This is a genomic window from Allobosea sp. 05T439, assembly GCF_056396005.1.
The window spans coordinates 23,010-36,830 of the sequence record NZ_JBFTKP010000022.1; the positions used below are offsets into that span (position 1 = coordinate 23,010).

The 13,821-nt window shown below is 67.3% G+C and carries 14 protein-coding genes; 10 read left to right on the plus strand and 4 right to left on the minus strand.

Annotated features, from left to right (window positions below):
- Positions 1–60 precede the first annotated feature (60 nt).
- Complete coding sequence (locus AC1DIO_RS22610; RefSeq protein ID WP_441504529.1) at positions 61–522, minus strand: DUF6894 family protein; 462 nt, start codon at positions 520–522, stop codon at positions 61–63.
- 151 nt (positions 523–673) lie between these two features.
- A complete protein-coding gene (locus AC1DIO_RS22615) occupies positions 674–1,312 on the minus strand; it encodes a LysE/ArgO family amino acid transporter (RefSeq protein WP_441504528.1) in 639 nt (212 codons plus the stop codon).
- A 69-nt stretch (positions 1,313–1,381) separates the two neighbouring features.
- On the opposite strand from AC1DIO_RS22615, the gene AC1DIO_RS22620 reads away from it, so the two are divergent.
- Positions 1,382–2,323 (plus strand): LysR family transcriptional regulator ArgP, encoded by a 942-nt coding sequence (locus AC1DIO_RS22620; RefSeq protein ID WP_441488426.1) that lies wholly within the window; start codon positions 1,382–1,384, stop codon positions 2,321–2,323.
- An 88-nt stretch (positions 2,324–2,411) separates the two neighbouring features.
- Here the strand turns inward: AC1DIO_RS22620 and AC1DIO_RS22625 are convergent, their stop codons facing one another.
- Both AC1DIO_RS22625 and AC1DIO_RS22630 read right to left on the minus strand, forming a co-directional pair.
- Positions 2,412–3,050 carry a TetR/AcrR family transcriptional regulator gene (locus tag AC1DIO_RS22625; protein ID WP_441504527.1) on the minus strand — a complete coding sequence of 213 codons (639 nt, stop codon included), beginning with the start codon at positions 3,048–3,050 and terminating at the stop codon, positions 2,412–2,414.
- A 55-nt stretch (positions 3,051–3,105) separates the two neighbouring features.
- Positions 3,106–4,596 carry an AMP-binding protein gene (locus tag AC1DIO_RS22630; protein ID WP_476854105.1) on the minus strand — a complete coding sequence of 497 codons (1,491 nt, stop codon included), beginning with the start codon at positions 4,594–4,596 and terminating at the stop codon, positions 3,106–3,108.
- A 202-nt stretch (positions 4,597–4,798) separates the two neighbouring features.
- On the opposite strand from AC1DIO_RS22630, the gene AC1DIO_RS22635 reads away from it, so the two are divergent.
- The 9 genes from AC1DIO_RS22635 (at position 4,799) to AC1DIO_RS22675 (ending at position 13,819) form a co-directional block, all read left to right on the plus strand.
- The gene (locus tag AC1DIO_RS22635; RefSeq protein ID WP_441504525.1) at positions 4,799–6,058 is read left to right on the plus strand and encodes an ABC transporter substrate-binding protein; all 1,260 of its coding nucleotides are present in this window, start codon (positions 4,799–4,801) and stop codon (positions 6,056–6,058) included.
- A gap of 102 nt (positions 6,059–6,160) precedes the next feature.
- On the plus strand, positions 6,161–7,063 hold the full coding sequence (locus tag AC1DIO_RS22640) for a branched-chain amino acid ABC transporter permease (protein WP_113517917.1): 903 nt from the start codon (positions 6,161–6,163) through the stop codon (positions 7,061–7,063).
- A gap of 1 nt (position 7,064) precedes the next feature.
- Positions 7,065–8,063, plus strand: coding sequence for a branched-chain amino acid ABC transporter permease (locus AC1DIO_RS22645; protein WP_476854106.1), 999 nt, complete (start codon positions 7,065–7,067; stop codon positions 8,061–8,063).
- The gene (locus AC1DIO_RS22650; RefSeq protein WP_476854107.1) at positions 8,060–8,848 is read left to right on the plus strand and encodes an SDR family NAD(P)-dependent oxidoreductase; all 789 of its coding nucleotides are present in this window, start codon (positions 8,060–8,062) and stop codon (positions 8,846–8,848) included. Before AC1DIO_RS22645 ends, AC1DIO_RS22650 begins: the two co-directional genes overlap by 4 nt.
- Complete coding sequence (locus AC1DIO_RS22655) at positions 8,841–9,593, plus strand: ABC transporter ATP-binding protein (RefSeq protein WP_441488420.1); 753 nt, start codon at positions 8,841–8,843, stop codon at positions 9,591–9,593. Before AC1DIO_RS22650 ends, AC1DIO_RS22655 begins: the two co-directional genes overlap by 8 nt.
- A complete protein-coding gene (locus AC1DIO_RS22660) occupies positions 9,590–10,321 on the plus strand; it encodes an ABC transporter ATP-binding protein (RefSeq protein WP_476854108.1) in 732 nt (243 codons plus the stop codon). The genes AC1DIO_RS22655 and AC1DIO_RS22660 overlap by 4 nt, the downstream gene beginning before the upstream one ends.
- An 18-nt stretch (positions 10,322–10,339) precedes the next feature.
- Positions 10,340–11,698 carry an MmgE/PrpD family protein gene (locus tag AC1DIO_RS22665; protein WP_441504521.1) on the plus strand — a complete coding sequence of 453 codons (1,359 nt, stop codon included), beginning with the start codon at positions 10,340–10,342 and terminating at the stop codon, positions 11,696–11,698.
- Between the two features lie 133 nt (positions 11,699–11,831).
- Complete coding sequence (locus AC1DIO_RS22670) at positions 11,832–12,845, plus strand: thiamine pyrophosphate-dependent dehydrogenase E1 component subunit alpha (RefSeq protein WP_441504520.1); 1,014 nt, start codon at positions 11,832–11,834, stop codon at positions 12,843–12,845.
- On the plus strand, positions 12,845–13,819 hold the full coding sequence (locus AC1DIO_RS22675; RefSeq protein WP_441504519.1) for an alpha-ketoacid dehydrogenase subunit beta: 975 nt from the start codon (positions 12,845–12,847) through the stop codon (positions 13,817–13,819). The genes AC1DIO_RS22670 and AC1DIO_RS22675 overlap by 1 nt, the downstream gene beginning before the upstream one ends.
- The last annotated feature ends 2 nt before the right edge of the window (positions 13,820–13,821 follow it).

Consider the following 13,821-nt stretch of genomic DNA (forward strand, 5'->3'; position numbering starts at 1 on the left):
CCGTCCACTCGCAGAATCCCGAGTGTTCCACCGCCATCGCAAGGTCCATCGCCACCGCAATCAGTTCTTCTTCACGGGACGCCCAGGGTCGAGGGCGCTCGGTGAACTGGAGGGCTTTGGATCGCCCTTTGCTGGCGCAACGACATTCGCGTCCGCCGCCGGCTTCGCCCGATCGTCCGTGGGTATGCCTGTCCCCGGCCGTGGGCGGCTATCGCTTGTCCTGCCGGGCTGTCCGGTCGGCTTGTCTTGATCTGCCTTCGCCATGTCGACCTCCGTTGCGGTCCAGCGTTCGGTCCGCTCACCCAAGAGTTCCATGCTCGCCCGATATATGACGCCGCCATCGTCCCGGCGGACGCTGACCACGAACAACCGACAGTCGCCGTTTGGCATCACCGCGCGGGCCATGTCGGGCAAGGCGTCCAAAGCCGACAGCCGCGCTTCTCCGTCGCTGGCAAGTTCGATTCCGTCCTCGTCGATATCGACGAAGTCGCCATCCGTGCTGTCGAAGAAATAACGGCTCATGCTCCGCTCCTGGCGAAGGAGAGATGGGCGGGCTCCTGTTTGAGAACGTGCCAGAACACTGCCCGTTCCCGGTCGGGGGGAAGGGAATGCGAATTTTGTTAGGGCGCTCCCGCCTTTTCCGCGGAGTGGGCCGCTCGGCGAGGGCGTTGGGTCAGGGGATCAGCGCGTCGCGGAGCAGGCTTGCCGCGAGCGCCAGCATCATCGCGCCGATGCCGAGGTCGAGAACGCGCCAGGAGGCGGGCCGGGACAGGAGCGGGGCGAGGAAGCGCGCGCCGAAGCCAAGCGAAGCGAACCAGGCAAAGCTGGCAATCGCCGCGCCGGCCATGAACGGAGGCCGCTCGATCGGCGGAAGGCTCGTCCCGACGGCCCCCATGAGCATGACCGTGTCGATATAGACGTGAGGGTTGAGGAAGGTGAAGGCGGCGGTGCCGGCCAGCGCTGCGCCGAGCGTCATGCCGCCTTGTTGCTCGACAAGGAGGACGGAAGGGTTGGCGGCCCGCCTGAGCGCCGAAACGCCGTACCAGCTGAGAAAGGCCGCGCCACCCAGGCTGAGGCCGAGCGACAGGCCGGGAATGAGGGCGAGTGCGCTGCCGAGGCCGCTGACGCCTGCCACGATCAGCGCAGCGTCGGCCGCCGCGCAGAACAGGACGATAGGCCAGACATGCTCCCGTTTGAGCCCCTGGCGCAGCACGAACATGTTCTGGGCGCCGATGGCCATGATCAGGCCGGCGGAAAGGGCAAAACCCTTGGCGAAGGCGGGCAAAAGAGAGGGCATGAGAGAGCTGGTCATGCCGGCCTTGATGCGCGCGACTGCCGATGTAGTCTAGCTAAAGAAGCTAATCATGAATTAGGCAAGTTAATGCTGGACTATGCGTCCCTGGCGGCCGTCGCTGCCGTCGCCCGCGAGGGCAGTTTCGAGAAGGCCGCAGTGGCGCTCGGCGTCACGCCATCGGCTGTGTCTCAGCGTGTGAAGGGGTTGGAGGAACGGCTCGGCGCGATCCTGCTGACAAGGGGCGTTCCCTGTCGCCCGACCGAGATCGGCGCCAAGCTCTGCGCCCATGTCGAGCAGGTTCGGCTGCTCGAAGGCGAAGTCGTCCATGATCTGCCGGGACTGGCGGTTCAGGAGCCCGGCGCGACCACGGTCAGGGTCGCCGTCAATGCCGACAGCGTCAGCACCTGGTTTCCCCGGGCGGCGGCACAGTTCGCGGCGCAGACCGGTGCGATGCTCGACCTCGTCATGGATGATGAGGCCCATACGGCCGAGCGGCTACGCACGGGAGAGGTTCTGGCGGCTGTGACGGCCGATCCCGCCCCCGTTCCCGGTTGCAAGATCTATCCGCTCGGCGCCATCGACTATGTGGCGACGGCCAGCCCCGGCTTCATCAGCCGGTTCTTTCCCGACGGCGTCGATGCCGCGAGCCTTCAGGAAGCGCCGATGCTGCGCTTCGACCGTCGCGACGAGTTGCAGGCGCGCTGGGTGCGGCAGTCCTGGGGGACGCCGGTTTCGCCCCCCGTCCATTGGATACCCTCGACCCAGGGCATGCTGGACATGACGCTGGCCGGGTTGGGCTGGTCGATGACGCCGCTGCCGCTGGCAACGCCGCATCTCGATGCCGGTCGCCTGGTGGAGCTGCCGCCGCATCGGCCTATCTCCGTCACGCTGTACTGGCAGCGCACGCGCCTGGCCGCGCGACTGCTCGACCGGCTGACGCATTGCGTCCGGTCGATCAGCGCGCTCGAACTGGCCAGGGCCGGAAACGAAGGACGCGGGCCGGGCAGCTGCCCCGCCGAACGGCCCTAAAGCATCGGCCCGAAAAGTGGATCGCGGTTTTCGGTAAAGCCGATGCAAACACGGCATGATGATCCGACCGGCCGGCGGCGTTCGCGGCCTATCCCTCGATCAGGCCTGAGCGCATCAGCTTCTCATAGGCGGTGATGACATGCTCGGGGACGGGGTTCACGCCGTCCTCGCCATAGGCATAGCGCCGGCTGAGATAGCCGCGTGCACCCATCAGGATATGGACGATGACCTCCAGCTCTTCGTCGCTGTAGTCGCCGATCTTGCCGGGGCCGCGTGCGCGCTTGAGCAGCCGCACATAGGCCGCGGAGATATTGTCGAGATGCTGCTGGTAGCCGAGCGGCGCGAAAACCTCGGCCTCGTTCAGGATGCGCAGGAATTCAGGTGTATCCTGCAGGAATTCGAAGAAGGCGCGAAAGCGGGCGACCTCCTTCTCGAGCTCGGAGGCTGACGCCTCGATCTTCTCGCGGATGAAGTCGACCATGTGCTGGCCGATGACCGGCAGCAATTGCTCGAGCAGTTCCTGCCGGTTCTCGAAATGATTGTAGAAGGTTCCCTGCGCCACGCCCGCCAGGTCCGTGATGCGGGCCACCGAGGCCTCGGCATAGCCGTATTTGCCGACGACCTTCGCCGCGGCGCCGAACAGGCGGCGTTTGACGTCGTCATTCTTCTCGCTGCGGGTCAGCTTCGGGCGTTTTGCGCTGCTGCTCGCACGGGCTTGTGTCGTCATGCGGTCTCGTATCCGGGGCTCTTGGGCTGACGTGTGATCAAACTCGCAGATCGGGCTAGGATCGCAACTCGTCGCGGAGGACCCGCTTCAGGATCTTGCCCGATGGATTGCGCGGCAGGCTTTCCCGCAGGATCAGCTGGCGCGGGGCCTTGAAGGCGGCGAGCCGGCTGCGGCAATGGGCGGCGAGCGCATCGAGGGTGAGGGCGCTGCCGGGCTCGAGAACGACGAAGGCAACCGGCCTTTCGCCCCAGCGTTCGTCGGGCGCGCCGATCACCGCGACCTCGCGCACCTGCGGCAGCTCGAAGATGGCGCGCTCGACCTCCGAGGAGGCGATATTCTCGCCGCCGGAGATGATCATGTCCTTCATGCGGTCGGTCAGATAGAGGAAGCCGTCCGGGTCGAGATAGCCCATGTMGCCGCTGCGGAACCAGTCGCCGTAGAACGCGGCTTCGGTCTTGGCCGCATCGTTCCAGTAGCCGCTGGTGATCTTGGCGCCGCGCAGGCAGATCTCTCCGGTCGCGCCCGGCGGCAGGACCCTGCCGGCCTCGTCCCTGATCTGGATTTCGACATGGGCAAGCGCCCGGCCGACAGAGCCGATCTTCTCGATCTCGCGACCTGCCTCCATCAGCGTATCGCCGCTGCAGGTCTCCGTCAGGCCGTAGGCGTCGATATAGCGGGCATTGGGGAAGGCGGCGCTGAAGCTGCGGATGCGCGCCTCGGGCGTGCGCTCGCCACCGCCGATGACCCAGCGCAGGCTGGACAGATCCTGGCCTACCTCTTCCGTGGCTGCGAGCATCGCGCTCATCATCACGGGGGCGAGCCAGGCGCAGTTCAACCGTTCCCTGCCAATCGCCTGGAGCGCGGCAACCGGCGAGAACTCGCGCTGGATGCACAGGATGCCGCCGACCCAGAGCACGGCCAGGCCGGGCAGGTCGAAGGCTCCGACATGGTAGAGCGGCCCGACGACGAGAAGCCGGTCCTCCCGGGTGAGGCCAAGCGCCACGATATGGTCGCTGCATTTCCAGTAGAAATTCTCGTAGCTGTGCATCACGCCCTTGGGGCGGTCGGTGGTCCCCGACGTGTACATCAGCCGAAACAGGTCGGACGGCTTGCGCGGCACCGGATCGGCAGGCGCAGCCCCGGAGCCGAGCCGCGTGCTGTCGGCGCGCGCTGCCGCATCGACCAGGACGACCGGGCCGGCCTCGCGGGYCGAGGCTGCAAGCTCCTCATCGGCGATCAGCAGCCTGGCGCCGGAATCCTCGACGATGTAGCGCACCTCGTCGGCGGAGAGGCGGAAATTGATCGGCAGGAAGACGGCGCCGAGATGCCCGACCGCGATCGCCAGCTCGACGAAGGCGGCGCTGTTCTTCATCAGCACGGCAACGACATCGCCCGCCACGATGCCGCGCGCGGCAATCCAGCCGGCGCTCCGCGCGACCCGCCCGGCAAGCGCGCCATAGGAGATGCGGGCCTCGTCGAAGATGACAGCGGTACGGTCCGGCGTCCGGCTCGCGTGGTAGCGGACGAAGCTCGAGAGATTGATCATTCCACCCTCTTGGCAAAGCTCGCGAGGCCTCGCCATCTCCTTTTTCTGATTTATGACTCGTAATTCATTTTTCTCTTGACGTCACCCCGGCGGCTGCCGAATATCGCTGCAAGAAGCGCGTGCCGCACAGCGGCGCCGACAAGATGCCGCCTTCCGGATCAACCCGGAAAGGAAACGGCCAAAGGCCCCAGGGAGAAGCGTGATGACCAAAACACCGTCCTTGCCGATGAATCGGCGCGCCGTTCTGGCGCTGACGGCCGGAGCCGCCGGCGTGATGGCCGCGCCCTGGGTCGCCCGCGCCCAGGCCAAGGCCGTCAAGGTGGGCATGCCGACCATTTTGTCGGGGCGCGTCGCCCAGCTCGGCACATCCTCGCGCAATGCCGCGCAGATGGAGGTCGAGAAGGCCAATGCCGCCGGCGGGCTTGCCGGCCGGCCGATCGAGCTCGTGGTGCGCGACACCAAGGGGCAGCCGCAGGAGGCCGCCCGCGTCGCCCGCGAACTGGTCAATTCCGACGGCTGCGAGATCCTGATCGACGCGGAAGCCTCGACCGGCGCCTTCGCCGTCCATGAGGTGGCGCGCGATCTCGGCGTTCTCTGCATTCACAGCAATTCCGAAACCTCGTCCCTGACGGCCGATCCCAAGCTCAAACTGCCGAACGCCTTCCGTTGCGCGCGCCAGGGCATCCATGATTCCGTCGCGGGCGGAACCTATGCGGCCGAGATCGTCAATGCCAAGGGGCTGACGCGCTGGGCGACCTGCTCGCCGGACTACGCCTACGGCCGCGATACGACCGCCGAATTCGTGATGTATCTCAAGCGTTTCGCGCCCAAGGCCGAGGTCGTCGCGGAATCCTGGCCGAAGATCTTCCAGCCCGACTATACCGAGTCGATCACCAAGCTGCTGCAGGCCAAGCCGCAGGCGCTCTATTCCTGCCTCTGGGGCGGCGACCTGACCTCCTTCATCGACCAGGCCGGCATCTATGCGCTCTTCGCGCAGATGCAGTTCTTCGCGGTCAACATGGCCGATTACACGGCGCTGACCACGGTCAAGAACCTGCCGCCCGGCATCCATTCCGGCAATCGCTACATCAAGACCTTCCCGGCGACGCCCCAGAACGCCGCTTGGGGCGACGCCTATCGCGCGAAATATGGCGAGTACCCGACCAACTGGGCCTGGCAGAACGCCTTGGCGGTCAATTTCCTCGCCGCTGCCGCGAAGAAGGCGAATTCGGCCGACGGCAAGAAGCTGGCCGAGGTCCTGCGCGGCTTGACGATCGAGTCGCCCTTTGGCGCCGAGGGCAAGGTCACGATGCGGGCCGACGACCAGACGCTCGTCGACTATGCCGTCGGCTGGGGCACGACGATCGCCAAGGAGCCCTATGTTCCCGAGATGAAGAGCGTGTCCTGGCAGCGCATCTTCGAGCTCGAGGCCGAGTGGAAGAAGGACAAGGGCTTCGTCTGAAGCCCGTCCTGATCCGTCGGGGTCGACCCGACGCCTGCGTCCCATCAGATCCGGCCGCGCCCTGGCGCGCGGCCCGGCCCATTTCCTCCCGGCGAGCGCGCGATGGACCTCAACGCCCTGACGGACTGCCTGTCCTCGTCATCCTGCCTCGTGACGCAGGCGACGAGCGGCTTCATTATCGGGATGCTGCTCTTCCTCGTCGCGGTCGGGCTGACGCTGATCTTCGGCGTGATGAAGATCGTGAACTTCAGCCATGGCGCCTTCTACATGATCGGCGCCTATCTCGCGATGACGGTGTTCCAGGCGACGCAGAGCTATGCGCTCGCACTGCTCGGTGCCGCGGTCGGGACCTGCCTGATCGGGATCGTCATCGAGCGCTTCTTCATGCAGCGCATCTATGGCGGCAACGTCCTGATGCAGCTGCTCGTCTGCTACGCGCTGGTGCTGATCCTCGACGATCTCGTGCGGATCGTCTGGGGGCCGGAATTCCGCGCCATGGGCATGCCGCCGGCCTTCCAGGTGCCGCCGCTCTTCATCATGGGCGGGGTCGTTCCGCCCTTCTATCTGTTCCTGATCGCCGCGGCGCTGCTGATGGCGGGGGTGCTCGGCCTGGCCATCGCGAAGACGAGGATCGGCAAGACGATCCGTGCGGCTGCTCACAACCCGGCGATGGTCTCCGTGCTGGGCATCAATACCGGCCTGCTCTTCACGGCCCTGTTTGCGCTCGGCTGCCTGCTCGCGGGTCTCGCCGGCGGGCTTGCTGCGCCGGTCCGTTCGCTGACGCCGGGCATGGGCTTCTCGATCCTGATCGAGTCCTTCATCGTCACCGTGATCGGCGGCATGGGCTCGATCATGGGCGCGCTGGTCGGCGCGATCCTGATCGGGCTGATCAGGGCCTTTGGCGCGCTCGGCTTTCCGCTCTTCACCGAGGCTCTGATGTATCTTTGCATGGCGCTCGTCCTCATCGTGAAGCCGACCGGCCTGTTCGGACGCGAGGCGGCCTGAGATGACCCGCCCAGCCCTTCGCGACGCCGCGCTCGCCCTTGCCGGTTTCCTCGTCCTGGCCATCCTGCCGTTCATCACCAGCAGCAGCGCGCTGATCGATTTCGTCATCCGCTGCGCCGCGCTCGGCCTGTTTGCGACCTCGCTCAACCTGCTCGTCGGCTATGGCGGCATGGTCTCCTTCGGCCATGGCCTGTTCTTCGGCATGGGCGCCTACAGCTTCGGCATCCTGATGCAGCGCACCGGCATGCCGATCCCGCTCGCCGTCCTGCTGACGCTCTGCATCTCGGCGCTGGTCGCGCTCGTCGTCGGCGCGATCTGCGTGCGGCTGAAGGAGATCTATTTCGCCTTCGTGACGCTGGCCTTCCAGATGCTGATCCACAGCATGATCATCGCCTGGGTGCCGGTCACCGGTGGCGACCAGGGCCTGCGCGGCGGCATCCCGCGCCCGGCCTTCCTCGGCATCAACCTCTCCGACCAGAAGCAGCTCTATCTGTTCAGCGCCGCGCTGCTGGTGCTCGGGCTCCTGGCGATGCGGCACATCGTGTCCTCGCCCTTCGGCTATGCGCTGCGCATGGTCCGCGACAACGCCACCCGCGCTGGCTTTCTCGGCATCAATGTCTATCGCACGAGGCTGACCGCCTTCGTTCTCGCCGGCGCCTTCGCCAGCCTCGGCGGCGTGATCATGAGTCTGTTCGTCTCGGGCGCCTATCCCGAGTTCGCCTTCTGGACGATGTCGGGCGAGGCCGTCTTCATCGTCATGCTCGGCGGCACGGCAAACTTCCTCGGGCCGCTGGTCGGAACCGGAATCCTGCTGCTGCTGAACGATTTCGTCACGCGCACGGCCGAGCATCACGGGCTCGTGCTCGGCTCGGTCATCCTGCTCTTCGCGCTCGGCCTGCGCAAAGGCCTGCTGGATTTCGTGATGGAATGGCTGGCGGCGCGGCGCACGCGCGGTGCCGCCACGCCTGCTCCCGTCGCAGTGAAGGGGACGTCGACATGACCGAGAAGACCATCGCCGTCGTCACCGGGGGCGCAAGTGGCATCGGCGCCGCCTGCTGCCGCGAACTGGCCAAGCGCGGCGCCCGGATCGTGATCCTAGACCGCGACCTGGCGCTGGCGGAAAGCGTCGCCGCCGAGCTCGGCGGCCACGCCGTCCAGGGCGATGTCGGCGACGAGGAGGGGCTGCGGCGCGTGGCGGCGCGGATCKAGGCCGAGATCGGCCCGGTCGGCATTCTTGTCAACAGCGCCGGCGTGCTGCAGCCGCCCCTGCGGCCGACCGAGCTGCCGATGGCGGTCTGGGACCATGTCATCCATATCGACCAGCGCGGGACCTATCTGGCCTGCGTCGTCTTCGGGGCGGCGATGCTGACGCGTCGCGCCGGCAGCATCGTCAACATCGCCTCGATCACCGGCTCGCGCTCGGTCCCGCTTCACGCCTATGCGCCGGCCAAGGCCGCCGTCATCGCGATCACGCGCGGGCTCGCCGCCGAATGGGGACCAGCCCAGGTCCGCGTCAACAGCGTCTCGCCGGGCTATACCCGCACGCCGGCATTGCAGGCCGCGATCGACAAGGGTGAGCGCGACATCACCAACCTCGTCGGCAGCGCAGCGCTCGGCCGCCTGGTCGAGCCTGACGAGGTCGCGCGCGTCGTCGCCTTCCTGGCCTCGCCCGACGCGTCCGCGATCACGGGCATCGACGTTCCCGTCGATTGCGGCTGGCTCGCGGGCACCTCCTGGCACAGCTATGGCGGCTTCCGCGATCCGGGGAACGGCAGCGATGCTTGAGATCCGCAATCTGGTGAAGGCCTTTGGCGGGGTGCGCGCGACCGACGACGTCACGCTGACCTTCGAGACCGCCTCGCTGACCGCGATCATCGGGCCGAACGGCGCGGGAAAGAGCACCTTCTTCAACCAGCTCTCGGGGGCGATCCGGCCCGATAGCGGCGAGATCCGGCTCGATGGCCAGAACCTCGTCGGATTGAGCATCGGTGAGATCGTCCGGCGCGGGGTCGGGCGGGCCTTCCAGGTCGCGAGCATCTTCCCGTCGCTGACGGTCGAGGAAACCCTGCTGGCCGCGGTCTCCGCGCATCACCGCCACGCGGGCCGCCTCGGCACGCGTTTCCCGCTCGCCTCGACGCGCGCCCATGCCGGCCATTGCGTCGCGATGGTCGGGCTTCACGACAAGCGCCACATCCTCTCGGCCAATCTCTCGCATGGCGACCAGAAGCTGCTCGATATCGCGCTTGCCCTGGTGCTCGAGCCGCGCGTGCTCCTGCTCGACGAGCCGACCGCCGGCATGGGCCCCGAGGAACGCTGGCGCGTCATCGACAAGGTCCATGAGCTCTGGGAACGGCAGAAGATGACCGTGGTCTTCATCGAGCACGACATGGACATCGTCTTCAAGATCGCCCCGTCGATCCGCGTCCTGAGCTATGGCCGGGTTCTGGCGGAAGGCACGCCGCAGCAGATCCGGACCAATCCGGCCGTGATCGAGGCCTATCTCGGCAGCGAGCATGAGGTGGCGGCATGAGCGGCGGTTCCGTCACCAGCCCTGCGGTCATCGCGCTGTCCGGCGTCGACGTCTTCTATGGGGCGAGCCAGATCCTGTTCGGTGTCGGCTTTTCCGTCGAGCAGGGCCAGATCATGGCGCTGCTCGGCCGCAACGGCGCCGGCAAGAGCACGACGATGAAGGCGATCGCCGGTCTTGCCCCGCCGCGGCGCGGCAGCGTGCGCCTGAACGGCGCCGAGACGACGCGCCAGAAACCGCATCGCATCGCCTGCGCCGGGCTCGGCTTCGTGCCCGAGGACAGGCAGGTCTTTCCGCAGCACAGCGTCGAGGACAACCTGCTGATCGCCGCGAAGAAGGGCCCCGATGGGCGGGACGAGTGGAACCTCGAACGCATCTACGAGGTGTTCCCGCTGCTCGTGCCCCTGCGCCAGCGCATGGCCGGGCGCCTCTCAGGCGGCGAGCAGCAGATGCTCGCGATCGCCCGCATGCTGATGGGCAACCCCTCGGTGCTGCTTCTGGACGAGCCCAGCGAAGGCCTCGCGCCCATCATCGTGCAGCGCATCGGCGAGCTGATCCGCACGCTGCGCCAGACCGGCGTCACGATCCTGATCGCCGAGCAGAACATGCATTTCTGCCTCGGCCTCGCGACGGACGCGACCGTGATCGACAAGGGCCAGATCGTCTTCAAGGGCTCGATCGCGGCCCTGAAGGCGAATGACGACATCCGCCAGCGTTATCTCGCGCTCTGATCGCCCAGGAGATTGCTCGTGCCGACGCTCACCCGCGAGATCGCCCGTTTTGTCGTGCAGCTGCGCACGGAGACCCTGCCGCCCGAGGTTGTGGCCAAGGCCCGGTCCTGCCTCGTCAATGCGCTCGGCATGGCGGTCAATGGCTTCGATACGCCCTATGCGCCGGTGGCGCGCAAGGCCGCCCTGGCGCTCGATGGCGAGATCGCCCACGGGGCGACCCTGCTCGGCGATGGCAGGCGCAGCACGATCGGCGCTGCCTGCCTCGCCAATGCAGCGCTGTTCCATGGCCGGGCCCAGGAGGATACCTGCGGGGCGGCGCATTTCGGCACGATCCTGATCCCGATGCTGCTGGCGATGATCGAGGCCAGGGCCTATCCGCTTGCAAGGCTGCTTCCGGCGCTGGTCGCGGGCTACGAGGCTGGCGGCTTGCTGGAGCAGGCCTTCGCCGGCCGCACGACGCCGGCCGGGTTCCGCTCCTCCGCGACCTATGGCACCGTTGCGGCTGCGGCTGCGGCCGGCACGCTGATGGAGCTTGACGAGGCGACGCTCGCGGCAGCGCTGGCCAATGCCGTCTCGTTCACCGGMGGCGTCCTGCAATCCTTTGCCGACGGCACCGACGAATGGCGCTACCAGGTCGGCATCGTCGCCCGCAACGGCCTGGCCGCCGCCGAGCTTGCCGCGGCCGGCTCGGTCTCCGCGCCGCATGCCGTGGAGGGCAGGGCGGGGCTCGCGCGCAGCTTTGCCGGGGTGGAGGCGCCGGCCGGTCTCGCCGCCAGCCTCGGCCGCGACTGGGCGATCCTGCGCGTCACCTTCAAGCCCTTTCCGGTTTGCGCTTTCAACCAGACGCCGGTGACCGGTGCGCTCGCCCTGCGCGAGGTGCTGGCTAGCAGGCCGCTCGCGGCGGTGCGCGTGCGGATGAACCCCTATGAGACCGGTTATGCCGGCATGGATGCGACCGGCCCGTTCAGCTCGATTTCAGGCACGCTGATGAGCATTCCGTTCTGCATTGCCACGACCCTGGTCCACGGCGCGCCGAGCACGCGGCAGATGACGACCTATGACGATGCCGCGGTGAATGCGCTGGTCGAGAGGATCGCGCTCGTCACCGATCCCGGCGTGCCGGTGCTCAGCGCAGTGCTCGAGGCCGACACGCTGGACGGCGAGACCCTGATCCATGAACAGCGGATGACGCCCGCCGACTATGCCTTCGATCGCGCGACCTTGCGTGAATTGCTCGGTCGCATCGGCAGCGAGCAGGGGCTGCCGCGATCTCTGTTCGAGCGGATCGAGGCCGTCGTCGATGCCCTGCCGCATGGCGCCATCGCGGAGGTCGTCGGGCTCTTCTCGGAGATCGAAGGCCGGCGCCGGGCGGCGTAGCCCGGCGTGATCCACTTGGCGTGACCCGCTTCGCATCAACGTCCTGGCATCGAAGCAGTTGCATTCTCAAAAAATGAATTATGACTCATAAATCATTTTATGTTAAATGCGACTCCTGGTGATTGAGAGCTTCATGACAGAACCATTGGACCCTTCCGTCGCGCCGGCCGGCCACAACGCCGCCCACGGGTTGCTCGCGCTCTATCGTTCGCTGGTGCTGATCCGCTGCAGCGAAGAGCGGCTGAGCGCGATGTTCGCCGATGGCGAGGTGCCGGGTTTCATCCATCTGAGCATCGGCCAGGAGGCGGTGTCGGTTGGCGTCATGGCGGCCCTGACGGCGCAGGATACGATCGCCTCGACCCATCGCGGCCACGGCCATGCCATCGCCAAGGGGCTTTCGCTCGACGGGTTCTTTGCGGAACTGCTGGCCCGGGATACCGGGCTCTGCCGCGGCCGCGGCGGCTCGATGCATGTCGCCGACATGTCGGTCGGCATGCTTGGCGCCAACGGCATTGTCGGGGCCGGGCTCTCGATCGCGCTCGGCAGCGCGCTCGCGCATCGGACGCAGAAGAACGGCGCGATCGCGGTTGCCTTCTTCGGTGACGGGGCGCTGGCCGAGGGCCTCGTGCATGAATGCCTGAACATGGCGGCGCTCTGGCGGCTGCCCATGCTCTTCGTCTGCGAGAACAATGGCTGGGGCGAATTCCTGCCGACCTCGAAGCAGCTCTCCTTTGCATTGAAGGATCTGGCCGCCGCCTACCGGATCCCGCATGTCCTGGTCGACGGCAACGATGTCGCTGCCGTTGCCGAGGCCGCCGCGCGGATCGTGCCCGAGGTCCGGGCGGACGGCCCGCGCATCCTCGAATGCATGACGACGCGCGTGCGTGGCCATTTCGAGGGCGATGCCCAGAAATACCGTGATGCCGCCGACCTCGCTGCGCTGAGCGAACGCGACCCGCTGCGGATCACCGCGACGCAGCTGGTTGAGGCCGGCATCGCCGAGGACGCCTTGGCCAGCATCACCGAAGAGGTCAAGGCGCGCATTCATGCCGCGGTCGAGGCGGCGCGCGCGGCACCTGGCCCCGGTTTCGAGGCTGCGCTCGCGGATGTCTACACAGCGGCGCCAGCCGGGATGGAGGCACACTGATGCCGGAGCTTCGTTATCTCAAGGCGATCAACCTCGCCTTGGCCGACGCGATGGCGGCCGACCCCACCGTCATCCTGATCGGCGAGGATGTCTCCGAGGCCGGCGGCGCCTTCGGGGCCAGCCGCGGCCTGCGCGAGCGCTTCGGTGCCGAACGCATCGTCGATACGCCGATCTCCGAGGCCGCGATCGCGGGTGCCGCCGTGGGAGCCGCGCTCAGCGGCCTCAGGCCGGTCGTCGAGATCATGTTCATGGATTTCACCACGCTGGTCATGGACGCGATGGTGAACCAGGCAGCCAAGGCGCGCTTCATGTTCGGCGGCCAGAGCTCCGTGCCGATGGTGCTGCGCACGCCGCATGGCGGCGGCCTTGGCGCCGGCCCCCAGCATTCGCAATGCCTGGAGGCCTGGTTTGCCCATGTGCCGGGGCTGAAGGTCGTTTGCCCCTCCGACCCGGCCAGCGCCTATGGCCTGCTGCGCGCGGCGATCGCCGATCCCGACCCGGTCGTCTTCGTCGAGAACAAGGCGCTCTACGCCATGAAGGCCGACGTGCCGGCCGAGCTGCCGGTCATCCCGCTCGGCCAGGCGGCGACGCTGCGCGAGGGCAGGGATGTCAGCATCATTGCCTATGGCGCCGCCGTCCACACGGCCCTGGCCGCTGCCTCCCAGCTCGCGGGGGAGGGCGTCGAGGCCGAAATCCTGGACCTGCGCAGCATCCAGCCCTGGGACGAGCAGGCCGTCCTGCGCTCGCTCGCCAAAACCCATCGCCTCGTCGTGGTGCACGAGGCCGTCGAGGCCTTTGGCGTCGGCGCCGAGATCGTCGCCCGGATGGCCGATATCGGTTTCGACGAACTCGACGGGCCGATCGTACGGGTCGGCGCACCCTTCATGCCGGTGCCGTTCTCCAAGGGGTTGGAGACGGCCTACCTGCCTTCCGCCGAGCGGGTGGTGCAAGCCGTGCGCCGCACACTCGCCTGAGA

Excerpts from the sequence above, each read along its gene's own strand:
- AC1DIO_RS22655 (WP_441488420.1), top strand. The coding sequence starts at position 8,841 with ATGCTTGAGATCCGCAATCTGGTGAAGGCCTTTGGCGGGGTGCGCGCG.
- AC1DIO_RS22675 (WP_441504519.1), top strand. The coding sequence starts at position 12,845 with ATGCCGGAGCTTCGTTATCTCAAGGCGATCAACCTCGCCTTGGCCGAC.
- AC1DIO_RS22615 (WP_441504528.1), bottom strand. The coding sequence starts at position 1,312 with ATGACCAGCTCTCTCATGCCCTCTCTTTTGCCCGCCTTCGCCAAGGGT.
- AC1DIO_RS22640 (WP_113517917.1), top strand. The coding sequence starts at position 6,161 with ATGGACCTCAACGCCCTGACGGACTGCCTGTCCTCGTCATCCTGCCTC.
- AC1DIO_RS22670 (WP_441504520.1), top strand. The coding sequence starts at position 11,832 with ATGACAGAACCATTGGACCCTTCCGTCGCGCCGGCCGGCCACAACGCC.
- AC1DIO_RS22635 (WP_441504525.1), top strand. The coding sequence starts at position 4,799 with ATGACCAAAACACCGTCCTTGCCGATGAATCGGCGCGCCGTTCTGGCG.
- AC1DIO_RS22625 (WP_441504527.1), bottom strand. The coding sequence starts at position 3,050 with ATGACGACACAAGCCCGTGCGAGCAGCAGCGCAAAACGCCCGAAGCTG.
- AC1DIO_RS22645 (WP_476854106.1), top strand. The coding sequence starts at position 7,065 with ATGACCCGCCCAGCCCTTCGCGACGCCGCGCTCGCCCTTGCCGGTTTC.
- AC1DIO_RS22620 (WP_441488426.1), top strand. The coding sequence starts at position 1,382 with ATGCTGGACTATGCGTCCCTGGCGGCCGTCGCTGCCGTCGCCCGCGAG.
- AC1DIO_RS22610 (WP_441504529.1), bottom strand. The coding sequence starts at position 522 with ATGAGCCGTTATTTCTTCGACAGCACGGATGGCGACTTCGTCGATATC.
- AC1DIO_RS22660 (WP_476854108.1), top strand. The coding sequence starts at position 9,590 with ATGAGCGGCGGTTCCGTCACCAGCCCTGCGGTCATCGCGCTGTCCGGC.